The sequence below is a fragment of the Halomonas sp. GT genome, from assembly GCF_002082565.1.
Classification (GTDB): Bacteria; Pseudomonadota; Gammaproteobacteria; order Pseudomonadales; family Halomonadaceae; genus Vreelandella.
Genome location: NZ_CP020562.1, coordinates 939,644 through 961,829, shown reverse-complemented (window position 1 = coordinate 961,829; position 22,186 = coordinate 939,644). Strand labels below are relative to the sequence as shown.

General features: G+C 52.2%; 23 protein-coding genes and 1 riboswitch. Of the genes, 10 read left to right on the top strand and 13 right to left on the bottom strand.

Going from position 1 to position 22,186, the window contains the following annotated elements:
* Positions 1–75: 75 nt before the first annotated feature.
* Positions 76–1,065 carry a zinc-dependent alcohol dehydrogenase gene (locus tag B6A39_RS04450; protein ID WP_083001773.1) on the bottom strand — a complete coding sequence of 330 codons (990 nt, stop codon included), beginning with the start codon at positions 1,063–1,065 and terminating at the stop codon, positions 76–78.
* A gap of 212 nt (positions 1,066–1,277) precedes the next feature.
* Between B6A39_RS04450 and B6A39_RS04445 the strand changes: the two genes are divergently transcribed.
* The gene (locus B6A39_RS04445; RefSeq protein ID WP_083001771.1) at positions 1,278–2,012 is read left to right on the top strand and encodes a CDP-alcohol phosphatidyltransferase family protein; all 735 of its coding nucleotides are present in this window, start codon (positions 1,278–1,280) and stop codon (positions 2,010–2,012) included.
* Between the two features lie 26 nt (positions 2,013–2,038).
* On the opposite strand, the gene B6A39_RS04440 is transcribed toward B6A39_RS04445, so the two are convergent.
* The 4 genes from B6A39_RS04440 to B6A39_RS04425 are packed head-to-tail and all read right to left on the bottom strand — an operon-like array spanning position 2,039 to position 4,900.
* On the bottom strand, positions 2,039–2,467 hold the full coding sequence (locus B6A39_RS04440; RefSeq protein WP_083001770.1) for an SRPBCC family protein: 429 nt from the start codon (positions 2,465–2,467) through the stop codon (positions 2,039–2,041).
* Positions 2,454–2,945: an SRPBCC family protein gene (locus tag B6A39_RS04435; protein ID WP_083001768.1), complete on the bottom strand. Its 492-nt coding sequence runs from the start codon at positions 2,943–2,945 to the stop codon at positions 2,454–2,456. Before B6A39_RS04435 ends, B6A39_RS04440 begins: the two co-directional genes overlap by 14 nt.
* Positions 2,938–3,267 carry an ArsR/SmtB family transcription factor gene (locus B6A39_RS04430; protein WP_083007844.1) on the bottom strand — a complete coding sequence of 110 codons (330 nt, stop codon included), beginning with the start codon at positions 3,265–3,267 and terminating at the stop codon, positions 2,938–2,940. The genes B6A39_RS04435 and B6A39_RS04430 overlap by 8 nt, the downstream gene beginning before the upstream one ends.
* A 37-nt stretch (positions 3,268–3,304) precedes the next feature.
* Positions 3,305–4,900, bottom strand: a complete 1,596-nt coding sequence (locus B6A39_RS04425) for an MFS transporter (protein ID WP_083001766.1) — start codon at positions 4,898–4,900, stop codon at positions 3,305–3,307.
* Positions 4,901–4,993: 93 nt separating this feature from the next.
* Here B6A39_RS04425 and B6A39_RS04420 point away from each other — a divergent pair, with 93 nt between their 5' ends.
* The 4 genes from B6A39_RS04420 (at position 4,994) to B6A39_RS04410 (ending at position 9,017) form a co-directional block, all read left to right on the top strand.
* Positions 4,994–5,782 carry a helix-turn-helix transcriptional regulator gene (locus B6A39_RS04420; RefSeq protein ID WP_083001765.1) on the top strand — a complete coding sequence of 263 codons (789 nt, stop codon included), beginning with the start codon at positions 4,994–4,996 and terminating at the stop codon, positions 5,780–5,782.
* A 472-nt stretch (positions 5,783–6,254) separates the two neighbouring features.
* Positions 6,255–7,907: a sodium:solute symporter family protein gene (locus B6A39_RS04415; RefSeq protein ID WP_083001763.1), complete on the top strand. Its 1,653-nt coding sequence runs from the start codon at positions 6,255–6,257 to the stop codon at positions 7,905–7,907.
* 72 nt (positions 7,908–7,979) lie between these two features.
* Entirely contained in the window at positions 7,980–8,111 is a 132-nt protein-coding gene (locus tag B6A39_RS19025) for a putative transporter small subunit (RefSeq protein ID WP_009722425.1), read from the top strand.
* An 84-nt stretch (positions 8,112–8,195) separates the two neighbouring features.
* Positions 8,196–9,017 (top strand): aldo/keto reductase, encoded by an 822-nt coding sequence (locus B6A39_RS04410; RefSeq protein ID WP_083001761.1) that lies wholly within the window; start codon positions 8,196–8,198, stop codon positions 9,015–9,017.
* Positions 9,018–9,154: 137 nt separating this feature from the next.
* Here the strand turns inward: B6A39_RS04410 and B6A39_RS04405 are convergent, their stop codons facing one another.
* The 4 genes from B6A39_RS04405 to B6A39_RS04390 form a co-directional block, all read right to left on the bottom strand.
* Positions 9,155–9,418 (bottom strand): Txe/YoeB family addiction module toxin, encoded by a 264-nt coding sequence (locus tag B6A39_RS04405; RefSeq protein ID WP_083001759.1) that lies wholly within the window; start codon positions 9,416–9,418, stop codon positions 9,155–9,157.
* Positions 9,415–9,657: a type II toxin-antitoxin system Phd/YefM family antitoxin gene (locus B6A39_RS04400; protein WP_083001758.1), complete on the bottom strand. Its 243-nt coding sequence runs from the start codon at positions 9,655–9,657 to the stop codon at positions 9,415–9,417. The genes B6A39_RS04405 and B6A39_RS04400 overlap by 4 nt, the downstream gene beginning before the upstream one ends.
* A 147-nt stretch (positions 9,658–9,804) precedes the next feature.
* Positions 9,805–10,710 (bottom strand): hypothetical protein, encoded by a 906-nt coding sequence (locus B6A39_RS04395; RefSeq protein ID WP_083001756.1) that lies wholly within the window; start codon positions 10,708–10,710, stop codon positions 9,805–9,807.
* A 271-nt stretch (positions 10,711–10,981) separates the two neighbouring features.
* Positions 10,982–11,431 carry a hypothetical protein gene (locus B6A39_RS04390; protein WP_083001754.1) on the bottom strand — a complete coding sequence of 150 codons (450 nt, stop codon included), beginning with the start codon at positions 11,429–11,431 and terminating at the stop codon, positions 10,982–10,984.
* Between the two features lie 237 nt (positions 11,432–11,668).
* Here B6A39_RS04390 and B6A39_RS04385 point away from each other — a divergent pair, with 237 nt between their 5' ends.
* The 4 genes from B6A39_RS04385 (at position 11,669) to B6A39_RS04370 (ending at position 16,774) form a co-directional block, all read left to right on the top strand.
* Positions 11,669–11,818 (top strand): phage integrase N-terminal SAM-like domain-containing protein, encoded by a 150-nt coding sequence (locus B6A39_RS04385; RefSeq protein WP_083001752.1) that lies wholly within the window; start codon positions 11,669–11,671, stop codon positions 11,816–11,818.
* Between the two features lie 137 nt (positions 11,819–11,955).
* Positions 11,956–12,116: riboswitch (TPP riboswitch) on the top strand.
* Positions 12,117–12,193: 77 nt separating this feature from the next.
* The gene (tenA, locus tag B6A39_RS04380; RefSeq protein ID WP_083001751.1) at positions 12,194–12,892 is read left to right on the top strand and encodes a thiaminase II; all 699 of its coding nucleotides are present in this window, start codon (positions 12,194–12,196) and stop codon (positions 12,890–12,892) included.
* Between the two features lie 44 nt (positions 12,893–12,936).
* On the top strand, positions 12,937–14,883 hold the full coding sequence (thiC, locus tag B6A39_RS04375) for a phosphomethylpyrimidine synthase ThiC (RefSeq protein ID WP_083001749.1): 1,947 nt from the start codon (positions 12,937–12,939) through the stop codon (positions 14,881–14,883).
* A 181-nt stretch (positions 14,884–15,064) separates the two neighbouring features.
* Positions 15,065–16,774 (top strand): hypothetical protein, encoded by a 1,710-nt coding sequence (locus B6A39_RS04370; RefSeq protein WP_083001747.1) that lies wholly within the window; start codon positions 15,065–15,067, stop codon positions 16,772–16,774.
* Between the two features lie 139 nt (positions 16,775–16,913).
* Here B6A39_RS04370 and B6A39_RS04365 read toward each other — a convergent pair whose 3' ends face one another.
* The gene (locus tag B6A39_RS04365; RefSeq protein ID WP_083001745.1) at positions 16,914–17,993 is read right to left on the bottom strand and encodes an NAD(P)-dependent alcohol dehydrogenase; all 1,080 of its coding nucleotides are present in this window, start codon (positions 17,991–17,993) and stop codon (positions 16,914–16,916) included.
* 186 nt (positions 17,994–18,179) lie between these two features.
* Between B6A39_RS04365 and B6A39_RS04360 the strand changes: the two genes are divergently transcribed.
* Positions 18,180–19,646 carry a DASS family sodium-coupled anion symporter gene (locus B6A39_RS04360; protein ID WP_083001743.1) on the top strand — a complete coding sequence of 489 codons (1,467 nt, stop codon included), beginning with the start codon at positions 18,180–18,182 and terminating at the stop codon, positions 19,644–19,646.
* 65 nt (positions 19,647–19,711) lie between these two features.
* Here B6A39_RS04360 and B6A39_RS04355 read toward each other — a convergent pair whose 3' ends face one another.
* The 3 genes from B6A39_RS04355 to B6A39_RS04345 form a co-directional block, all read right to left on the bottom strand.
* Positions 19,712–19,891, bottom strand: a complete 180-nt coding sequence (locus B6A39_RS04355) for a CsbD family protein (protein WP_083001741.1) — start codon at positions 19,889–19,891, stop codon at positions 19,712–19,714.
* A 106-nt stretch (positions 19,892–19,997) separates the two neighbouring features.
* Complete coding sequence (locus B6A39_RS04350; RefSeq protein ID WP_083001739.1) at positions 19,998–21,080, bottom strand: DUF2955 domain-containing protein; 1,083 nt, start codon at positions 21,078–21,080, stop codon at positions 19,998–20,000.
* Positions 21,070–22,131, bottom strand: coding sequence for an HlyD family secretion protein (locus B6A39_RS04345; RefSeq protein ID WP_083001737.1), 1,062 nt, complete (start codon positions 22,129–22,131; stop codon positions 21,070–21,072). The genes B6A39_RS04350 and B6A39_RS04345 overlap by 11 nt, the downstream gene beginning before the upstream one ends.
* Positions 22,132–22,186: the final 55 nt, after the last annotated feature.

The window sequence follows — 22,186 nt, the reverse complement described above, 5'->3', positions numbered from 1 at the left end:
ACACTCCTGTCGTATTAACTAGACCTTTTTAGCCAGGTCGTTCTAACTAATTCGCACTTAATTCAGTTGCATTAATTAAGCGGGCAATGGATAACGAATTCGATGGCACAGCGCTGTGCTACTTGGCCCAAACAGAGCAGGCGCCAACGTTGGAAAATCGGCAAAATCGCTCTCACCGCTGATCAATGCATCTAACCGCTGGTCAGTGAGTAAGCGTAAAGCGAGCGCTAAACGGCGGCGATAATTCCAGCGCGGCTGCAACTTGGCAGGCAGTTGCCCGACCTGGCTGGCGCTAAGCGTTAAACGCTGGGAGTGAAAAGCGCCACCGAGCGGCAGCGACACGTCGCCTTCGCCAAACCAGCTCATTTCAATCACGCGGCCTTCATTGCCCAACAAGCCCATAGCCAGCCTAAGGCCATCCGGCTGGCCACTAGCATGAATCACGCAATCTTGGTCGGTGGGTGCCTGTTCTGGTGTACAGAAGGGAATACCCAAATGCGCTGCCAGCGTTTCTCGCTCAGGGTTAATGTCGATCAGATGTACTTCTACACCCGGAATTTGTGCACACAGATACGCCACCAGCGCACCGACGACGCCAGCACCCACCACACACACGCGCTCGCCTAGCATCGGATTAGCATCCCACACACCGTTAATGGCAGTTTCCATATTGGCGGTTAGCACGGCACGGTAAGCGGGTACGTCGTCGGGAAGCGGCAAAACAGCGTCGACAGGCACGACGTAGTAGTCCTGGTGCGGAAAAAGGCAAAAGACGGTTTTATCAAATAAATGATCTGGCCCCTGCTCTACATAGCCGATGTTGCAGTAGCCATATTTCACAGGAGTAGGAAATTCACCCGCTTGAAAGGGTGCACGCATACGCGAATATTCACTTTTCGGCACTCGCGCGTTGAACACGAGCGATTCAGTGCCTCGGCTCACGCCGCTATAAAGGGCACGAACCCGTACCTCATTATCGTCGGGTGACGCTAGTGGCTCTTGCTTAAGCTCACCATGCGTAGGGTGAGTCACCCAAAAAGCCGTAGCGGTATCAGGCGGCAACATGACATTTCCTTATGGTTTAAGCGCTTCATCCATCCATACAGCGTAGCCTAGAAAGCGAAGCGGTTGCTTAACCCATGTAAGCGTGAAGATGATTTAAAACAAATGTATCCACATCATGGACAACCATACCTTCTTATACAAGAATGGTACATAGGAAATAATTTGCACACTTTAATTCAACCGCGGGCCAGTAAGCCGCTTTGCGAGTAAGCATGTCCTCTTTCTCCAACACCTCCAGCGTCTCTTTACCCAAGCGGGTTTACACCTTGGCCGAGATAGCGCTGGCTAGCTTATTGCTCGTAGGCTTGGGCGCGATGCTGCCGGGATTAGTCGCCAGCGCTGCAAATTGGTGGTTGGCAGCTGGCTTCTACGTCGTGATCGGCGCGCTGGTGGTAAGTTTTTGGCCCCATGGCCCGCTCGGTTGGGCAAACCGGGTAACGCTTGGGCGTGGCGTACTCGTCGCCATCGTGGCAGGAGCGCTGGCAGCGAATGCTTTTACCAACGCGATTTGGCTGTGGCTAGCGGTCGCTGTTATCGCGCTGTTACTGGACGGTGTGGATGGCTGGATTGCCAGACGCACAAAGACTCATACCCCGTTCGGGGCGCGCTTTGATATGGAACTGGATGCGGTATTAATCCTGATACTTTGTATAGGCTTATTGCAGAGCGAACATTTAGGCGCTTGGGTACTACTCATTGGCGGCATGCGTTATGTGTTCATCGCCGCCAGCTGGCCTTTTCCGTGGTTAAAAGCACCGCTTTTTGACAGCTTCCGCCGTAAAGCAGTGTGCGTGTGGCAGGTCGTTGCATTGCTGCTGGCGTTAACGCCACTCACTTCTCCTCTCGCTGCCAGCCTGCTTGCACTGAGTGCATTAGTCACACTCATCTACTCATTTGGCTTCGATGTGTGGTGGCTGCATAGGCAACACAAACGATGGATCAGCTAGGTACCGTTAAAGAGCACGTCCAGCTTTTAAAACGTCCGAGCCTGGTAATGAATACCGGCTCCTTCTTCACAGTATTGCTTAAGGCTCAGCAGGAATATCGCCCAGTTATAGTTGCAGAAACGGTAGAACTCGGTCACTTCACGCCAATCGGTATGCTTGAGAGTGACGGCCGTTTTGTCTCCTCGTTGTTCTAGCTCGAAACTGACGCTGGTCCCAATCCACTCCGGGTCTGAATCGATACATTGCCAAGTCATCTTATTATTGGGCACCAGCTCCACGATCGTCATCTTTGTCGGGTGCTCATCCCCAAATCGGAATTCATTGACCGCATCAAGTTGGGCAGTGAATGTTAAATCCTGGGTCCACACCTCGGCCAGGCCACGAGCCGTGGTCAACACTTCGTAAACACATGAAAGAGGGGCATTTACGTATTGAATATGTTCAATGCGCGCCATCAGTATCACTCCTTAGCAGAGGGCTACTGCCTTCCAGCCAGCTTTTGAGGCTGGAAAGAATGACTGGCCAGCCGACGCTGATGCCTTGTAGTACTTTGCTGTTCTCCTCGAATTGATCGTGAATCAGCGTTAGGCGTACTTGGCCCATATACTCGGCAATCTCAAACGTGACCCGAGACGGTTCTTCAGGTCTCGTCAGATCAACTTTTTCGCCCTCGTATCCTGGCATCTCGTCATCGTTTTCAGGAATGAAAGTATAGGACAAACGGTACGGCGGGTCTGACTCCAGCACCTCTCCGTGCCAATCCAATGACCCATCGGCCTTGACGTGTTTAACCGTGGCTCCCGCCGTCCACGCCGACGTAATCTGCCGCCCACCCCAGTATTGGCGGGTAAACTCCCCTTCCGTCAACGCTTTCCACAGTTGCTCGGGCGTCGTGTTAATGTAAACAACGTAGGCAAAATCGGGCTTACTCATTGTGATGGTCCTCAAGCTTCTGTTTGAGACTGTCCACCGCCGCAATCCGCTGGTGAGTGAACTTACTGACCCAGCGTTGGTGGATCTGCTGAATTGGCTCGGCATTGAGGTAGTGCAACTTTTCTCTCCCCCGCCACGCCGTAACCACCAGCCCCGCTTCTTCCAGCAGCGCCAAGTGTCTAGTAACTCCCTGACGACTCATGGAGAGTCGTTCGCATAGCTCATTGAGGGCCTGCCCATTATTTTCAAACAGGCTATCCAGAAGCTGGCGCCGCGAGGGATCAGCAAGCGCCTTGAAAACAAGATTGAGATTAGTTGTCATAATGACATTATGCAACCAAACAGTTGCATGTCAAAATTTAATGCTCATTATCGCCAACTGCCTGTACATGCCGGAGGCTAGCAACCGACAACAACGCCAGCGCCAAAATAGTGATCCCACTGACGGTGGCCGCAGCGTTCATTCCTTGTGTAAACGCAGACTGTGCTTGTTCAAGTATCCCGTCGGGAAGTCGTTCAGCAACGGACGTTGCGGACCACAAACTTTCTCCAAGGGCACGGGAGACATCGTCAGGCACCTCATCAGGAATCGCACTGGCAACCTGCACGCGATACAACAGAGTAGCCATGCTACCGAGAAGTGCTACGCCCAGTGCCACGCCCAACTCCTGAACCATCTCAGACATCGACGACGCGGACCCGGCTTTTTCCGCAGGAGCCGCCCCTACCACCAGGTCGGTGCCCAGCGCGGCGATAGTGCCCAATCCCAAATACACCAGTGAAAACCCCATAACGACCTGGAGCACCTGAACAGAGAGCGGGTCGACTTGAGCCAGAAAACCACAACCGATGCTTGAAAGCATGAGTGCTACAGCAATAACAAACGCAGGCCGAATACGGCGCGCAAAGATAGGGGCAAGGATACCGGCAAGTACCATCATCAGTGCTGGCGGCCCCATCCACAGCCCAGCAATCAGCGGCGTGAAGCCCGCCACTAGCTGAAGATATTGAGTGACGAGAAGCATCATTCCCGCCACACCCACCAGCCCTACCAACAGTATGACCAGCGCAGCAGTGAAGGTTTTACTGGCAAACAGTTTGAGATCAAGCAAAGGATCAAGAAGCTGCTTTTGTCGACGCACAAAGAGCAGTGTTCCTACAATACCTAGCGCCAGTGTCATCACTACCAGTGGCGTCACACCGGCCTTAGAGAACGCCTTTATGGCATAGATGCTTGGCAGAATTGCTATCAACAGCAGTAGAACACTTAAAATATCCAGCCGGCCTGCATGCGGGTTGCGATACTCCGGCAGCAGTAATGGCGCAGTTAATAACAGTACGATGACGATGGGCACGGCAATTAGGAAAGCTGCTCCCCACCAAAAGGGGGCTAACAGCAACCCACCAACTACCGGCCCCAAGGCCATCCCCAGTGCAAACATGGTAGCCCATATCCCAATCGCCAATGCGCGCTGGCGCAGATCAAAAAACATATTGCTAATCAGGGCCAGCGTAGAAGGCATCAGCGTTGCTCCGGCAATACCCAGTGCTGCCCGCGCTACAATGAGCCACTCGGCATTAGGCGCATAAGCAGCAAACACTGACGCGACCGCAAATGCAAAGGCCCCTATCATCAGTAGCCGACGTCGGCCAACCCGATCCCCTAGCGTGCCCATCGTGATCAGAAAACCGGCGATCATGAAGCCGTAGGCGTCCATAATCCACAACGCCTGAGTACTGCTCGGCTGTAGCTCTACCGCTATGGCAGGAAGCGCAAGGTAGAGAATAGTGACATCGAGCCCAAGTAGCATGGTGGGCAGGGCCAATACCGCAAGCCCCGCCCACTCTTTAATGCCAGCCTTGTTGCAGGGCCGTCCGCCTGTATCCGTATAACCTGTGTCCGTATAACCTGTGTCCGTATTACAAGTGGTCTGAACATCACAGCTGAATGACATGTCGCCTCCGACTTCATCATGGAAGCAAGCATTCTCAGACACTCTATATGGGGTTACAATATAGCTAATTATCCTATTACTAGAGGTAATGGCGTGGCGAATCATAGGCTTGAGCGAACACAGAGTGATCTCACCGAATTCATGCTTCGGCATCGTCAAAAATTAACGCCCGCTGACGTCGGACTTCCCACTAGCGGGCGAAGGCGTACCCCGGGCTTAAGACGAGAAGAGGTTGCAGCGCTCGCTGGGGTAGGCCTGACCTGGTACACGTGGTTTGAACAGGGCCGTGACATTAAAGTCTCCGAACGCTTCCTGCTCAACATCTCTCGTGCCCTAAAACTGGATGACGCCGAGTGCTGTCATCTTTTTCTGTTAGCGCACCGCCGAGCGCCGCCAGCAGAAGCGTATCAAGAGCAGAGCACTTCCCCCCGAATCCAGTCGCTGATGGATGACCTCTCTCGCCCTAGTTACGTGATGAACCTGCGTTGGGATGTTATTGGCTGGAATACGCTGGCTGATGAACTACTTCACTTCAGCAGCCGAAAAGCGTCTGAGCGCAATCTATTAAGGATGGTATTTACTGCGCCCGACCTGCGCCGACGGCTCCCTGACTGGCAACAGGATGCATCGAATATGCTGGCGCAGTTTCGTTGTGACTTAGCTGTCGCCCCTGAAGACCCAGTCATGCAAACGCTCATTGAAGAGCTTTGTCAGTTATCGCCAGACTTCCGGCGCTGGTGGGAAGCGTCAAGTATGGAAGGCTACAATCGAGGAATCAGCAGCCTCCTTGATACAGAAGGCGAGCATCACACCTATACCCATGAGACGCTCATCGTTGATGAGCACCGTCATCTCAAGATGGTTGTTTACTTCGACAGCTAACTAGCTGCTACCATCCTGTTATTGGCACTCCGTCATCTACCAACCGCGCAGAGCCAGATGCAAAGCTAAAGGCCTCTTCTTCGCGCATTACTGTTCGCTACATTACACAATGTACGAAATGCCCAGCATACGGTGCCATTTTAGAATACAGCGTACCTTATACGCTTTCTTATTCTCGGTGTGCCGGGCCTCAACCTGTACTGTTCGCGCTTAAGGGAGTAGGGTAGCCATCCGGATCGACCCCATGTGCGCTTTATTTCAGCTCACTGTTTGCGTTAATTCGGCCCCTCTATTTAAGGCGTTTCCAACGCCTGACACGTGCACGACCAGGCTGCCAACCGCTGCCACCTCTCGCTACAGACATACCTAGAAAGATGTTCTGTTTTTAGCTTACGTCCTGTCGCGGCCACCCCGTCAAGGGAACTGTGGTTGCCATTTAGGATGCTAGGGCTGCAAAGCCTATGGGTATTCAATGAACGAAGAAAATTTCTATCAATTCTCGACACTAACGGTGATCGCCTTACTGTTGGCCTTTTACGGCGGCACGTACCTACTGACGCTGCTGATCAAAAAGAAAAAGGAAAATACCGACGCCTTCATGGTGTCCAATCACCAGATTGGCTTTGGTTTGGGCGCTGCCAGCATGACCGCCACCTGGATCTGGGCAGCCTCATTCTACGGTGCCGCCACCTCGGGTTATACCTACGGCATTTCTGGCCCTTTACATTACGGGCTATGGGGCGCACTGATGATTCTGTTCATCTACCCCTTTGGCCGTCGTTTTCGCAAACTGGCCCCGAACGCACACACCCTGGGTGAACTTATCCATGCCCGCCATGGCGCTTCAAGTCAGCTAATCCTGGCCTCCTCCAACATTCTGGGCAGCATCATTAGCCTGATGGTTAACTTCACAGCGTCTGGTGCGCTGGTCTCAGTACTCTCGCCACTCTCTTTCCAGGCGGGCGTCGTGATCGCGGGGGTCGGGGTGCTCTCTTATACGCTGTGGTCGGGTTTCCGCGCGTCGGTACTCACCGACTTTGCCCAACTGATGGCAATGATGGCTGTCGCCATTCTGATTATTCCAGCGGTGATGTTTGCCCTCGGCGGCCCACAGACACTATCGGATGGAATGAGCCTACTCACCCCAGAGCAGGCAAATCTGTTCTCGATGGATGCGATCCTCAATCAAGGTGCACCTTTCTTTGTTGCGGTGCTCGCCTACGCGATTGGCAACCAGACCATCTCCCAGCGGTTATTCGCTGTGCGTGAAGACCATATCAAACCGACCTTTATTACCGCGACCATTGGTTACGGTGCGATTGTTATTGGCCTAGGCATGATTGGCTTGATGGCGCTAATGACCGGTATGGAGCCCATCGGTGGTGACATGAACAACCTGATACCGCAAATGGTGTCGATGTACCTCTCGCCGATATTTATCGGGCTGTTCTTTATTCTAGTAATTGGCTCGCTCTCCTCTACCGCTGACTCAGACCTTTCCGCTATGTCCGCGATTGTGATGGCCGATGTGTATGGTAAGAACATCGCTAAAAACAAACCTGACCCGACCAAAATGCTATTTATTGGTAGGTTGACGATGATTGTCGCAACACTGATCGGGGTGATTCTCGCCAGTTTCTCGATGGATATTCTGATTATGCTGGTCTTCGTTGGCGCACTTTGGGGGGCTATTGTGTTCCCGGTCATCGCCAGCTGTTTCTGGGATCGAGTCACCAACACGGCCTTTACCTCGGCTGTAATTGCAGGCCTAGTGATGTTCTGCATCGCACGCTTCGAATTAGTGCCTATGGTCAGTGTGGTCGCGGGGCTGTTTGAGCTACTCGCCGCCGTGGGCGGTGGCGTGGTGCTCGGCCTGATGGCATTTGGCTTCTGCGGGCGTAGGGTCGGTGTGATCGTCGGCGCGCTCAGCGCCATTGTACTGGCCTACTTCAGCATTGGCTTCCTACGTGAGTACACGGTACTGCTAGCCTCATTAATGGCCTACGGCGTTAGCACCCTTGTTTGCGTAGCAGTCAGCCTGATGAGTTCGAGCAAGTTCGACTTCTCGCAGATCGACCAGAAAGTGATCAACTACGACCCAGCCAAGCCTGCCGCTCAACGGTAAGCCCAGCGTGGCGCTAGAGTCACTTCAATGGCTGGTGTGCTATCGCGCACCAGCCAACTAACAGGAAAGCACATGCAAACTTTTATATTGGCGTTATATGTCCTTATCTGGCCGTTGATCTCACTGGCTATTTTCGCGGTTATCGGCATTGCCACCATCAAAGACATACGCGTTGCCAAGCGCGAGAAACGCGAGCTGGTGTAATCGCCACGTTCAAACCTTGTTAGATTGATCCACGAACTGCGATGGCAGTGGGATGTCAGAGCAGCATAACAACAGGAGATAGACATGCAGACGATTGAGCTAGGCGGAGACAGCGTACCCCGTATCGGCCAGGGCACCTGGCATATGGGCGAGGATGCCGGGCAGCGCCAAGCTGAAATCAGGGCGCTGCGTGAAGGCCTGGAACTGGGCATGACACTGATTGATACCGCTGAGATGTATGCCGAGGGCGGCGCTGAAGAAATTGTTGGCCAAGCGATTCGTGACCGGCGCGATCAGGTGTATCTAGTCAGCAAGGTTTACCCGCACAACGCCAGCACCCAGGGTGTTCAAGCTGCCTGCGAGCGCAGCCTACGCCGATTGGGCACTGACACGATTGATCTCTACCTGCTGCACTGGCGCGGACAGTACCCGTTAAGCGAAACCGTAGAAGCGTTTGAGCGGCTGCGCGAGCAAGGCAAGATTCTGCGTTGGGGCGTATCGAACTTTGACGTTGACGACCTAGCGGAGCTAGATGCGCCAGCGTGCGCCACCAACCAGGTGCTCTATAACCCCGAAGCACGCGGCATTGAATACGACCTGCTGCCCTGGCAGGCTCAACACAGCATGCCGCTGATGGCTTACTGCCCCATTGGGCAAGGCGGCGCGCTGCTGCATAGCGCCGCCCTGCAACGCATCGCCGACAAACACAGCGCCACCCCCGCGCAAATCGCCCTTGCCTGGGCACTGCGCCACCCCGGTGTGATTGCCATCCCGAAAGCTGTGAGCCTGGACCACCTCAAACAGAACGCCAGAGCAGATAGCATCAGGCTCGACGAAGACGATTTGGCACAGATAGACGCCGCTTACGCGCCACCAGTACGTAAACAAGGTTTAATGATGGTGTGAACAAGCGCGCCCCCCTTCGAAGGTGGTGGTAAACCAGCCCCCCAAAGATAGACTCGCGGGTTAATACAGAGCGTTGCGGCAATTTTAGAGTCGCGAGGCGGTGGAAAAATTGTCCGGCAACAGCGGCCAGTTATGCATTATTCGTAGAGGCTCCATAGCCTGAGGACTTTCACCACTCGCTCGTCCTCAAGCACTTGGTAGACCAAACGATGCTGAATATTAATGCGGCGTGAATAGGCGCCCGCAAGATCACCTATGAGCTTCTCAAACGGGGGCGGTTTGCGGTACGGATCTTCTGCAATTAGGGCCAACAACTCTTGGGCTTTTGGCTTGAGGCCGCTTGAAGCCAGCTTCTTTGCGTCCTTCTGGGCTTGTTTGGTGTAAACCAACGTCCATGTCACCAGTCCAGCTCCCCATCGCATTCATCCACGGAGGTATCCATTCCCTCACGAATAGACTCCCGCATACTCGGTACGGAGAGCAGGTAAAGCGTTTCCTGAATGGCGGACCAGTCTTCCTCGGAAACCAGGACGGCTTTGTTCCGCTTACCCATGATGACGATGGGTTGGTGGGACTCGGCGGTCTCGTCAATCAACCGATAAAGGTTGCTCCGCGCCTCCGTTGCTGTGATGCCGGTCATGACGTACCTCTTGCGTGTTTAACTATTTACCAACTGTACGCCCTTTGGTACGTACGTCAAAACGAACGCTATGAATAACGCCTTGCTCACCGGAAAACTGGGAGCGTAGCGAGTAAAATTTCCGTGTGCAGTGGCTTGTTAGCAGTATCACTCCTTGATGCTTGCCAACTCTTGCTCACTGAATTCAATTTCACTAACTCGAAGCAGACCACTTGCAATGGCAGGCTCGAAGTATTCCAAAAGCCTGTCGAAACCACCATTTCTTGAAGGTTCCTCTTCTGGAGTGTTCATCAGGACCAATTCAAGATAAGCATTAACCTTTTTCGTCGTCTTGTAGTGGGATATTTTACTAAGCATTACATAGAGGCGATCTCGATACATGAATGGCATGCTTCTATTTGGCTTAAACTCTATAAAAACTTCGTGGTCGTCATCTCTATAATAAGCATCATAAATTGGCTGAATATTACTCACGGGGTCAATGCCATGGAATTGCGTTGTCAGTTTAGCTTCAGTTATGACATTGGACTGATGAATCTTTTTTGACGCCAAATACTTAAATAAGGATAACTTTTCGGCTTCCCGCCAGTTATAGCTAACCCGGGTAGGCGTTGAAGGTTCTACTCTCGCAGGAGGCTGCTCAGAGCTTTTGCTCTCTTCTACCTCTTCGTCCGATGCTTTGGTTACAGTTGGCGGCGCGTGATAGTCACCATACACATTGGTGTGACTTTGGTGCTGTGTGTTATTGCTTGTGACAGAAATTAGCTGGGATAAAAGGTCGCCATTCTTTTTCTCAAGCGTTTGAACTTCTTTTTCTTTCTTTTTGACTTCCCGGGATATGGTTATCAATTTACCAAGAGAGAAGTTATCAAATGACTCAGCCAGAACAAGCACGAGCAGCAGAAACAGAAGAAATACAATTCCATTATTCAACTCGCCTTGCGGTTCGACCCAGACATAATTAAATATCACCATCGCTGCCAGTAGCAGACAGAATATTGAAATCAATACCCTAACGAATGTCGATGTTTCTTTCATTTCAGATTGACTCATACGTTTCCTTGAACTGCTAACGCCGCAAATCACCGGCAGCAAAAAGCAGAGCGACGAAGGAGCGGCACTTTTTGCTGACCGAGTGCATTTGCCTTGTTAGGCATTCTCATTCTGACGATTTCGTTTATCGACTTCCGCCTGACAAATCTTACAGATTCCGTTGTGGCCGTCTGTTTTTGTCTTGTTTCGATGGAAATCAGAAAGACTTTTTTCAATTTTGCATGACTGACAAATTTTTCGAACTGTGCTTTTCATACATTCCTCTCAAACTTTAAGCTAAATACATCCAAGCCTTGCTGTCACTACCTTCGCCATTTGGCTCCAACAAAATGAAGTATGTACCTGTTTCATCGTCGAATGCATACTCGACCTTGTAAGCTTGATAAATAGTTCGCTGCGTTAGATTCTTAGACACTTCCCAAAGGCCAAAAATGTTCTTTGTTGCGAAATGCCTATAGGCATCAATGGCTGTCTTTGCCAAATCAACCATCTGATCAAAAAATTCTTTACCGTTGGTGCAACACGCTATTCTCTTATGAAGACCGGAATCTTCCTCTAATTTCTCGTTTGGAAAAGTGATGGCTACGGTTTTCCCAGATTCAAGATTTTGATCAAGTAGTTTGTAAAAGATAAGCTCATCAGAATATGTCAGTGTAATCTTGATCTTCCTATTCTTGTGAATGTTGTTTTGCTGCACAAAAATCTTTGGGTCGATAAGCATTTGTTTCCCTCCTGATATTCTTAGCCACCTAACAGTGATTATACGCCTCGCTACAAAACCCCAATAAACGCGACGGCGCATTCATTGGGGTTTTGCAGCTACCCAATTTGACTCTACCCCATTGATTCCCAAGAGAGCAAAGCCAATTTTGGCAGCCTATCCAAAATTCGCGTGCTTGCGTGTTTTGCCCTGCTCAATAATGCTGTATTCATAATACAGTACCCAAGGGTGGCTCTTATGAAACTAATGGAACGCGTCAAGGCGACTCTGCGGGTCAAGCGCTATAGCCTCCGTACTGAGAAAACTTATTGTTACTGGATTCGCTTGTTCATTCGATGTCACAACGTGCGGTACCCTGCTGCCCTGTCAGGCCATGAAATGCGGTAATTTTTAGAGTGTCTGGCAATCGAGAGACGCGTGGCGGCGTTAGGTTAGCCAAGTGCATTAACATTTCTAAGAAGCCCGCTATTCACTCACTCCCCCCCTTGCATCTCTTCTCTCGTCCTCCTAGACTGCTTGGCACTAACTGCTTGACGGGGTGCCGGTGAATCCGGCTGAGATGGCGCAGGGCGTGTATCCACTTGATACTGCCAAAGCGCTGGTCCCGCTGAACCTGATCCGGCTAATGCGCTGCTCCTATGACGAGCGCGCGGGTACCGGCGTAGGGATCAAGCGATGGCCCGGCTTAGCTTTACGCCACCTTCTGCGCCATTCCCTCGATCTCAACCGCCCACCTTCCGGATCATTACTACCGGAGGCACCATGGGCTACCGCTTTGCTGATCTTACTAATGCCTGCCATGACGACTGGCGCGCCTATATTGAGCACGATTTTGTCCGTCAGTTGGGTACCGCCGCGCTACCAGAAGCATCCTTTCGCCACTATTTGAAGCAGGACTACCTGTTTTTGATTCACTTCGCCCGCGCCTACGCGTTGGCCGCCTATAAAAGCCCTACGCTGGCTGATCTGCGCCAAGCCCATGAAGGTTTAAAAGCCATTGTGGATGTAGAGCTGGGCCTGCACGTTGGCTTTTGCCAGGAGTGGGGGATTTCCGAGCAAGAGCTGGCGGAGCTTCCCGAAGCCAGAGCTACCCTGGCGTATACCCGCTACGTATTAGACACCGGTAATCGCGGCGACCTGCTCGATTTGCATGTGGCGCTGGCCCCTTGCCTGGTGGGCTACGGCGAAATCGCCAACTGGCTGAACACTCAGCCTTCTACCCTTCGCGGCGCGAAAAACCCCTTTGATGCCTGGATAGCGATGTACGAAAGCGAGGAGTTTCAGGCCGCCATGCAGGCAGAGCTTGAATGGCTCAACGCCCGCCTTGCTGATGTTACCCCTGCCCGCTTTGCCGAACTGAGCAAGATCTTTCGCGATGCCACGCGTCTAGAAATCGACTTCTGGCAGATGGGCCTGCACCTGATAGACGCCGATCTTGAAGGCCAGAGCCTCGCTCATTAAGTCAATACAACAACCACAATCAATACTGAAGGAAGACGACCGTCATGACGAAGACTTTAAACACTAAAACGTTAAAAACTAAGACCTCAAAAAGTAAAACCAGCCACTTTTTAGCCGAAACCGCCCAAGTCGATGCCGCTGCCATTCAGCCGCTGCCCGCCTCGCGCAAGGTGTACGTTGAAGGCTCACGACCCGATATCCGCGTGCCGTTTCGGGAAATCACTCTGTCGCCGACTAAAACCAGCAGCATTGATGAAGAGAACCCGCCGCTACTGGTGTACGACACCTCTGGCCCTTACACCGACCCAGCCGCCAACAACGATTTACGCAAAGGCTTACCCGCCCTGCGTCGCGCCTGGATTGAAGAGCGCAACGATACCGAGTTCCTTGACGGCCCCACCAGTGAGTACGGCAATCGCCGCGCTAACGACCCGACGCTTGCTCAGTTGCGTTTTGATTTAACGCGCACCCCGCGCCGGGCAAAACCAGGTAAGAATGTCACCCAACTGCACTATGCGCGCCAGGGCATTATTACTCCTGAAATGGAATTTATTGCCATTCGCGAAAACCAGCGCCGCCAAACATTAGGCACCGCTGAAGTTGAGCGTATTCTTGGTCACCAACACCCTGGCCAGAGCTTTGGTGCAAAATTGCCGGAAGAGATCACGCCGGAATTTGTGCGCGACGAAGTCGCCCGGGGGCGCGCAATTATCCCCAACAATATCAACCACCCAGAATCCGAGCCGATGATTATTGGCCGTAACTTCCTGGTGAAGATTAACGGCAACCTGGGTAACTCGGCAGTTACCTCGTCGATTGAAGAAGAAGTCGACAAAATGACCTGGGGTATCCGCTGGGGATCGGACACCATCATGGACCTTTCCACCGGCCAGAACATTCACGAGACCCGTGAGTGGATTATCCGCAACTCGCCGGTACCGATTGGCACAGTGCCGATCTATCAAGCGCTGGAAAAGGTCAACGGCATTGCCGAAAACCTGACCTGGGAAGTGTTCCGCGACACCTTGATTGAGCAGGCTGAACAGGGCGTGGACTACTTCACCATTCACGCAGGTGTGCTGCTGCGCTATGTGCCACTGACCGCCAACCGGGTGACCGGCATTGTCAGCCGTGGCGGTTCCATTATGGCTAAATGGTGCTTGTACCATCACCAGGAAAGCTTCCTGTATACCCACTTTGAAGAGATCTGTGAGATCTGCAAACAGTACGACGTAGCGTTTTCGTTGGGCGATGGCCTGCGTCCCGGCTCAGTCGCCGATGCCAACGACGAAGCGCAGTTCGCTGAGCTGGAGACCCTGGGTGAGCTGACGAAGATTGCCTGGAAACACGACGTTCAGGTGATGATCGAGGGCCCTGGCCATGTGCCCATGCACCTGATTAAAGAGAACATGGATAAGCAGCTTGAGGCGTGTCATGAGGCACCTTTCTATACCCTCGGCCCACTGACCACCGATATCGCCCCAGGCTACGACCACATTACCTCGGGCATCGGTGCGGCCATGATCGGCTGGTTCGGCTGTGCAATGCTCTGCTATGTGACGCCGAAAGAGCACTTAGGTCTGCCGAATAAAGATGACGTCAAAACCGGCATCATCACCTACAAGATTGCTGCCCACGCAGCAGACTTGGCCAAGGGTCACCCGGCGGCACAACGTCGCGATAACGCGCTTTCCAAGGCACGCTTTGAATTCCGCTGGGAAGACCAATTCAACCTGGGGCTAGACCCGGACACCGCCCGTGAATTCCACGACGAAACCCTACCAAAGGATTCCGCCAAAGTGGCGCACTTCTGCTCCATGTGCGGGCCAAAGTTCTGCTCCATGAAGATCAGCCAGGAAGTACGCGATACCTATCGGGATCGCACGCCGGAAAATGCCGCTGAAAGTGATTCCGAGGCAGTCAAACGTGGCATGCAGGAGCAAGCGGAGAAGTTCCGCCGCGAAGGCAGCGAGCTGTATCAAGAAGTTTAAAATAGCAGCCTGTAAGTTTCGCTAATAACGAGTGGCTCTTGGGTCTTACACGACCTCAAGGGCCATTTTTTTACCCATGGAGAGGTTAGTTTAATTTAAGTTGTGTATGATTATCATTCACAGTGAATTTTATTCCAAATGCTCAATTTAAAGCCAACATTTTTCAAAGGACTGACTCTAGATGAGAACGAAACTATCCTTGGCTGTTTCTCTTGCCCTTCTCAGCACGGGCGTACTGAGTGGCTGCAGCGATGATAGCGCGCCAACAGCAACAGACACACAGCAGGAAGCACCAAAAAACCTCTCAGCTTCCCTGTTGAAATATATCCCCGCCGACTCTCCCTATTTTGTGGCAACACGGGAATCAATGCCTGAACAAGATGCTTTTGCTCTTTACCAGCGCATGCAGCCAAAGGATAGCCTTGAAGCTGACTTGGATGAACTGCGCGACATGCTGCACGAAATTGACGATGACGTGCTGCATTCGCTGATGTCACTGTTGATCGCGATGGGGGAAGAGTTTGTCGGGGTTGAAACACTCGATGATATTCATGCATTGGGCTTTAAAATGAGCCCCCAGGTCGCTTTATACGGACTGGGTATATTGCCCACTCTGCGTATGGAATTGCAGGATGAAGACGCTTTCCGCGAAACGCTGCAGCGCATCCTCACCAATGCAGATATCAACCCGAGTACGGCCACAACAGATGGAAAAGAGTACTGGGTGCTAACACAAGATGGTCCGATCAAAGCCATCATGGCCATTATCGATAAGCAACTGCTGATGTCGGTGGTGCCAGAAAATGTCAGTGATGAGTTGCTATCACAGGTGCTGGGTAGCACCCTGCCTGACAGCAACATTGGTGATACCGGCGCCCTAGAGGAAATTGAACAGCGTCATGGCTTCACGCCCTATGGTGCTGGGGAAATCGACTCATCACGTCTGCTTAGTGAGCTGAGTACACCTACACACTTAGGTACTCAAGCACTATTGGACGCAGCTGATGCAGAGCGGCTGGATCTCTCCGCCTGCCAAGCAGATATTGACCGCATCACCAACCGCTTCCCTGGTCTTGTAATGGGCATGCGTGAGTATAACCTCGACCGTATGGAGATGAATCTCATCCTAGAAACCGATGAGGCTATTGTCAGCGATCTTCGTGCAATGACCGCTCAGGTTCCGGGCCTTGGTAGCACAGAGGGCATGGCCAGCTTTGGGCTAGGCCTGAATCTACCGGTACTGATGCAAACTGTTCAGAAGTATGCTCAGGAAGTGCGTCAAAACCCGTTTAGCTGTGATGAGCTTCAGGAATTAAACAGCACCTGGAATGAGATCAATAAGGCGATCAACAATCCAGTCGCCATGATGATTGGCCCATCCCTGTCTGGTTTCAGAGCACGCCTTAACAACCTGACAATGAAAGATGGCGAGCCCACTGGCACTGGTCTTCTGACCCTCGCTTCGCAAAACCCGCTTGCACTGCTGTCTACAGCAAGCGCGTTCGCACCTGATTTAGGGGCACTTGGACTTGAACCCGGTGGAGAAGCCAAGAGAATCGACAGCATGATGCTGCCACCAGACTCACCAGAGCTCTACGCGGCCATGTCTGAAAGCGCCATTACCTTAGGCGTTGGCATCAGCGATTCCGAAACACTACAGGAAGAACTGCAAGCCCCTGTTTCCGAGCGTGACCTACTGGTTCATGGCCATCTGACAGGTGAGTTCTACCATTCGCTGGCCGATGTTATAGCGCAAATGCCTTCCGATGAATTGGCAGAGCTTGATATTGATTTGCTCAAGCAATATAGCGATATCTACAAGAACATGGAGTACTGGTTCAGAGTGGATGATGCAGGCGTTGAAATGAGCTTCTCGCTGGAATTGAACTAAGCACTGGCTATTCCTAACATCCGAAAAACTCGCCATTGGATGCAGCTGTCATCGTGTCACTGTGGACGCTAGCGAGTTTTTCGTCGGCAGCTTGGCTGATAAATGTGCCATATAGGTGGCTCTTGAACTTACTTAAGCGCTACGAGACCTCAAGGGCCACTTTCAACACACCATCGCGCTGATGGGAGAACAGGTCATAAGCATCGACAATGTTCTCCAACGCATAGCGGTGCGTGACCATGGGGCCCAGATCTAGTCTCCCTGCAGCAATGATGCTCATCAGCCTGCGCATTCGCTCTTTGCCGCCGGGACATAGCGACGTAATGATCTTGTGGTCACCCAGCCCAGCACAGAAAGCGCCCAGCGGAATCGTTAGATCTTCAGAGTAAACGCCAAGGCTAGACAGCGTGCCGCCGGGCTTTAACACCCGCAAAGCTGATTCAAAGGTTTGCTGCAGACCAAGTGCTTCAATGGCCGCATCCACACCGCGCCCGCCCGTAAGCTTAAGCACTTCCTCTACAACATCGACCTTACGAAAATCCAGCGCCACATCAGCGCCCATCTGCTTGGCCATTGCCAAACGTTCATCGACACCGTCTACCGCAATAATCATCCCGGCCCCGCGCAGCCGTGCTCCCGCCGTCGCACACAGCCCAATCGGGCCTTGAGCGAACACCACCACAGTGTCGCCAATATTGATACCCGCCTTTTCGGCACCAGCAAAGCCGGTCGACATGATGTCGGGGCACATCAGTACTTGTTCGTCGGTTAGGCCGTCTGGCACGGGAGAGAGATTAGCCTGGGCATCGGGCACCAGTAGGTATTCAGCTTGGGCACCATCGATGGTGTTACCAAAGCGCCAGCCGCCCATCGGTTTATAACCGTGGCTGTGGTGGCCGCCATCTTGCGAGGAGCAACCATCTTGGCAGGCATAAGAGGTGAAGCTCGGGCAAATCGCTCCGGCGATGACGCGCTGGCCCTCTTGGTAGCCCTTCACATTGGCACCCAACTTTTCAATCACGCCCACCGGCTCATGGCCGATGGTTAAGCCGCGCTCAACGGGGTATTCGCCTTTTAAGATGTGTACATCGGTGCCGCAAATAGTCGTGGTGGTTACCCGCATCAGCGCATCATTGGGGCCAATCTCAGGAATGGGCTTGTCGTTAATCTCAATGCGGCCAGGCTCAACAAAAATAGCGGCTTTCATCATGGCAGGCATGTAATGGCTCCTATTGAAGTGAGTGATACCCCATCACTATTGAACCCACTGGATTAAGGAACAGCAATTGACGTGGAGCAATGAGAGATACATTAGATATATATAGACTTAAATAGCATTTACCGCGCTATCTTATTTATAACAAGTGCACCGCTAGCGGCTGTTTTTAATCTATAGGTATCCATCATGTCGACACTACCTTTCAAACCCTGGTCGACCGCAATCGCTGTGGCCACCACTCTATTGATTTGGCTGGTAATTCCTTTGCCAGAAGGGCTGACACCAAACGCTTGGCTCATGCTGGCAATATTTGTCGGCACCATTGTCGCTATCATCGGCAAAGCCATGCCTATTGGGGCGATCTCTGTGATTGCGATTTCTATTGTCGCGGCAAGTGGCGTGACCGGCGATACGCCAGGCGAGGCCATCAATGTCGCCTTAAGCAGTTATGCCAACCCACTTATCTGGTTAATTGCCATTGCGATTATGATTTCTCGCGGGTTGATTAAAACTGGCCTGGGTGCGCGTATTGGCTACTACTTCATCTCGATTTTTGGCAAGCGCACGTTGGGAATTGGCTATGGCCTCGCCTTTTCCGAGCTTTCAATTGCGCCTGTCACACCAAGTAATACAGCGCGAGGTGGCGGTATTATCCACCCCATTATGCGCTCTATCGCTCACAGCTTTGACTCACACCCTGAAGACAACACGTCGGGCAAAATCGGCAAATATCTAGCGCTGGTGAATTACCACAGTAACCCCATCACCTCGGCTATGTTCATCACCGCCACCGCTCCTAACCCATTAACCGTTCAACTTATCTCGTCCGCCACTGGGGCGGAAATACAGCTGAGCTGGTTAACCTGGGCGGTCGCCATGCTGCTGCCGGGCTTGGTCGCCATCCTGGCGATGCCGTACATTCTGTACTTGCTTTACCCACCAGAAATTAAAGAAACCCCGAATGCCACCCAGTTGGCGAGAGACAAACTTGCCGAACTAGGAAAGCTAAGCCGAAACGAAGGCATCATGCTGTTCGTTTTCTTAGTGCTGCTTTTGCTTTGGGCGGACATCCCAGCGATTTTCCTGGGGGATGCGGTCACGCTTAATACCACCACGTCTGCGTTTATTGGCTTATCGCTACTCCTGCTAACAGGGGTTTTGACCTGGGAGGATGTGCTGAAAGAGAAAAATGCGTGGGATACGCTATTGTGGTTTGGTGCACTTATCATGATGGCTAGCCAACTTAACGAAACAGGCCTAATTAGTTGGTTTTCAGCGAATATGCAGAGTTGGATTACCATGATGGGGATTGGTTGGGCCGGAGCCTCTGCGCTTCTGGTACTCACCTTTCTTTATACCCATTACTTTTTCGCCAGCACGACTGCACACATCACCGCGATGATGGCAGCATTCCTTACCGTTGGCTTAAGCCTCGGCGCCCCACCTATGCCCTTTGTGCTGATTATGGCGGCCACGTCTTCGATTATGATGACCTTAACCCATTACGCCACAGGCACCTCACCAGTCATTTTTGGCTCAGGCTACCTGACGTTGGGAGAGTGGTGGAAAGCTGGTTTCATTATGAGCGTGGTGAACCTACTCATTTGGGTAATCGTCGGTGGTTTGTGGTGGAAGCTGCTTGGCCACTACTGAGTTGCTGCCTGAAAGCCAACAGAGACTATTAGCCCCTGTTGGCACTGGAATGCCCTGGCTAGGCGTTATTTCTTAGCCTTTTCCTTGGCCTCACCTTTACCTTTTTGCAGTTCGCCCTTAACTTGTTGGGCTTTACCTTTAGCTTCTGTTTTACTACTTCCGGTTACTTTTCCCGCTGTTTCCTTCGCTTTTCCGGCGGCTTTGTTGGCGGTACCTTTCACTTTATCATCTTTGCCATTTGCCATGACGAACACCTCTAATCCGTTAGTGGGAATGATGTCGCTCACTAAGTGATTACTTACTTCGAATGGCGACACCTTTATTAGCGTAGCCTTTGTTAGAAAAGTTACCTCAATTACTTTTAGGTAGGCGCGTTGGCTGCCAACAATTTAGCAAACAGTGCAAACAAGCCATTACCAACAAGGTGCTCACGAGCGCAACGCTCATCGAAGAAAACCGATAAAGCGCACTATAAACAAGGTCTTGCTGAGGACCTAACGATTGACCAAAGAGAATACCCAACGTTGTCAGCCCTCCAAAGCCAATGCCTGAGCCGCCACCTTCCAAAATATGTTCTCTAGCAAACAGCATTAATCCAAGCCAATAGAGCAAAATCACCAACAAAAAATGATGGCTCTGGGTGTAAAGCAGTAGCTGCATCGCCAACGCCAGATTACAGCCCAGTAGCGTGCCGATTGCTCGCTTACCTGCCGACACGCGAGCGCCGGAATAACCTAAAGCAAACAGAATCAGAATGGTGGCCATTTGCGCTGACAGTGAATCGCGTAGGTCAAACACTTGGAACACTACAAATGAGAGTGTGGCCGTAATGCCACCCATCAATGTTTCATGGCGAATTTGAGCTGCGGGCTTTGCACTGCGCGGTGGTGGCTGGCGGGGATCAATATCGGGAAATAGCGTATGCATTAACATGGCAATAAATACCGCCAGTAAGCTGGCCATAATATTACTCGCCAAGAGAGCGCTTAAATCAACACCAGGGTAGCTAGCAAAGTGCAGTAATATGCTTAGCGTCAACACGCCATTCGCGCCAAACAGAAACAGCGGGCCTTTTGCCATTAGATTGAAGCGCAGCAAAAACAGACCTAGTACGACCAGCGTCATCACTACCGGCATATGCTTTAGAAGCCCCACCACCATGCTGACTTCCAAAGCATTCAAGCTAACGTTCACCAAAAACTGGCGAATGATGCTGCCATTTAAAATCGGCACCATACCCAACAAGAACATCGGGAAAACGGTAAAAAACACCCCATAATTCCAGCCCATCAATTGGCTAATAATAAACCCCAGCGAACCGCCTCCCGCTACCCGCAGGCACTGGCGCAGGCCGTTTTGAGAGAGCGCTGGCTTATTAACAGCGACTACAGGCGTTTTTTTAATAACCGTTTTAATAGCCGCTTTAATAAACATAGTGCAGCCAACTAATCAGGTGCGCCTGCAACCACGCAAACGGCTTAGCCATTGCATGTTCGCCTGGCACTAGTTGTACCGTTGCCCGCGCACCACTCGGGGGCAGCTCAGACAACGGCGTATCTAACGCCACATGAATACGCGCACGTTGCGCATCTCTCACCCAACGATCTGAAGCAGGAATATCCACAAGTTGACCATCCGCTGCCTGCTGGCCTGCACGGGAGCCAGCATCAAAGGCACTGACATGCCCTTCAAAAATTTGTCCAGGCAACGCATCAAATACCACTTTTGCTTCATCGCCAAGCGCCACATGGCGCAGGCTCTTTTCACGAAAATCAGCCACGACCTCTACCGTGCTCGCGACCAGCGCCACCGCAGGCTGCCCCGCCTGCACATAATGGCCAGGCTGTAGCTGAAGATTAGTGATCACACCGGACTCTGGCGCTTTTACCACCGTATGGGCTAAATCCAGCTCAGCTTTTTCAAGGGCATTATTCGCTTGGCGAAGGCGTAAGTTATCGTCGCCCTCTTCTCCCAACTGTACCTCTAAGCTTTCAATCTGTGCCTGGGCAGATGCCACAGCCGCCTGTGCGGTATGTTCGGCCGCGACCTGCTGTTCGTACTGCTGACGAGAAATCCCCTGTCGCCCAAGAAGCGATTCAGCACGGCGGCGCTCACCGCTACGCTCATCGAGAGTGGCCTGTGCCGAGGAAAGTGATGCCCTGGCAGCCGTTAGCTCTGCATTCAATCGGGCGTTTTCTTGCTCCGCTTGCTCCCGGTTTAATTGGGCTTGGGAGTGGGCGATTTGAAAGGGAGATGGGTCTAAGCGGAACAGCACATCCCCCTGGGTTACCTGCTGATGATCGCCCACCACGACGTCTTGCACGGGGCCGCTTAGCTCAGGAGCAATGCTGGTGACGGGGCGCATTGCTCGCGCCTCAGGCGTCATAGGCATAAAGCTGTCGGCCAGTAAGAAGTAAACGAACAGCAACAGAAACACTGACAGGGCTATTTTCACCCAGCGGGTAAATTGTTGATCAGGGGACATTGGAATTTCTCATTGACGAGCACCAAAGCGACTATGTCGCCGCTTGGAGATATTG

Excerpts from the sequence above, each read along its gene's own strand:
- B6A39_RS04450 (WP_083001773.1), bottom strand. The coding sequence starts at position 1,065 with ATGTTGCCGCCTGATACCGCTACGGCTTTTTGGGTGACTCACCCTACG.
- B6A39_RS04445 (WP_083001771.1), top strand. The coding sequence starts at position 1,278 with ATGTCCTCTTTCTCCAACACCTCCAGCGTCTCTTTACCCAAGCGGGTT.
- B6A39_RS04440 (WP_083001770.1), bottom strand. The coding sequence starts at position 2,467 with ATGGCGCGCATTGAACATATTCAATACGTAAATGCCCCTCTTTCATGT.
- B6A39_RS04435 (WP_083001768.1), bottom strand. The coding sequence starts at position 2,945 with ATGAGTAAGCCCGATTTTGCCTACGTTGTTTACATTAACACGACGCCC.
- B6A39_RS04430 (WP_083007844.1), bottom strand. The coding sequence starts at position 3,267 with ATGACAACTAATCTCAATCTTGTTTTCAAGGCGCTTGCTGATCCCTCG.
- B6A39_RS04425 (WP_083001766.1), bottom strand. The coding sequence starts at position 4,900 with ATGTCATTCAGCTGTGATGTTCAGACCACTTGTAATACGGACACAGGT.
- B6A39_RS04415 (WP_083001763.1), top strand. The coding sequence starts at position 6,255 with ATGAACGAAGAAAATTTCTATCAATTCTCGACACTAACGGTGATCGCC.
- B6A39_RS19025 (WP_009722425.1), top strand. The coding sequence starts at position 7,980 with ATGCAAACTTTTATATTGGCGTTATATGTCCTTATCTGGCCGTTGATC.
- B6A39_RS04410 (WP_083001761.1), top strand. The coding sequence starts at position 8,196 with ATGCAGACGATTGAGCTAGGCGGAGACAGCGTACCCCGTATCGGCCAG.
- B6A39_RS04400 (WP_083001758.1), bottom strand. The coding sequence starts at position 9,657 with ATGACCGGCATCACAGCAACGGAGGCGCGGAGCAACCTTTATCGGTTG.
- B6A39_RS04395 (WP_083001756.1), bottom strand. The coding sequence starts at position 10,710 with ATGAGTCAATCTGAAATGAAAGAAACATCGACATTCGTTAGGGTATTG.
- B6A39_RS04390 (WP_083001754.1), bottom strand. The coding sequence starts at position 11,431 with ATGCTTATCGACCCAAAGATTTTTGTGCAGCAAAACAACATTCACAAG.
- B6A39_RS04385 (WP_083001752.1), top strand. The coding sequence starts at position 11,669 with ATGAAACTAATGGAACGCGTCAAGGCGACTCTGCGGGTCAAGCGCTAT.
- tenA (WP_083001751.1), top strand. The coding sequence starts at position 12,194 with ATGGGCTACCGCTTTGCTGATCTTACTAATGCCTGCCATGACGACTGG.
- thiC (WP_083001749.1), top strand. The coding sequence starts at position 12,937 with ATGACGAAGACTTTAAACACTAAAACGTTAAAAACTAAGACCTCAAAA.
- B6A39_RS04370 (WP_083001747.1), top strand. The coding sequence starts at position 15,065 with ATGAGAACGAAACTATCCTTGGCTGTTTCTCTTGCCCTTCTCAGCACG.
- B6A39_RS04365 (WP_083001745.1), bottom strand. The coding sequence starts at position 17,993 with ATGCCTGCCATGATGAAAGCCGCTATTTTTGTTGAGCCTGGCCGCATT.
- B6A39_RS04360 (WP_083001743.1), top strand. The coding sequence starts at position 18,180 with ATGTCGACACTACCTTTCAAACCCTGGTCGACCGCAATCGCTGTGGCC.
- B6A39_RS04355 (WP_083001741.1), bottom strand. The coding sequence starts at position 19,891 with ATGGCAAATGGCAAAGATGATAAAGTGAAAGGTACCGCCAACAAAGCC.
- B6A39_RS04350 (WP_083001739.1), bottom strand. The coding sequence starts at position 21,080 with ATGTTTATTAAAGCGGCTATTAAAACGGTTATTAAAAAAACGCCTGTA.
- B6A39_RS04345 (WP_083001737.1), bottom strand. The coding sequence starts at position 22,131 with ATGTCCCCTGATCAACAATTTACCCGCTGGGTGAAAATAGCCCTGTCA.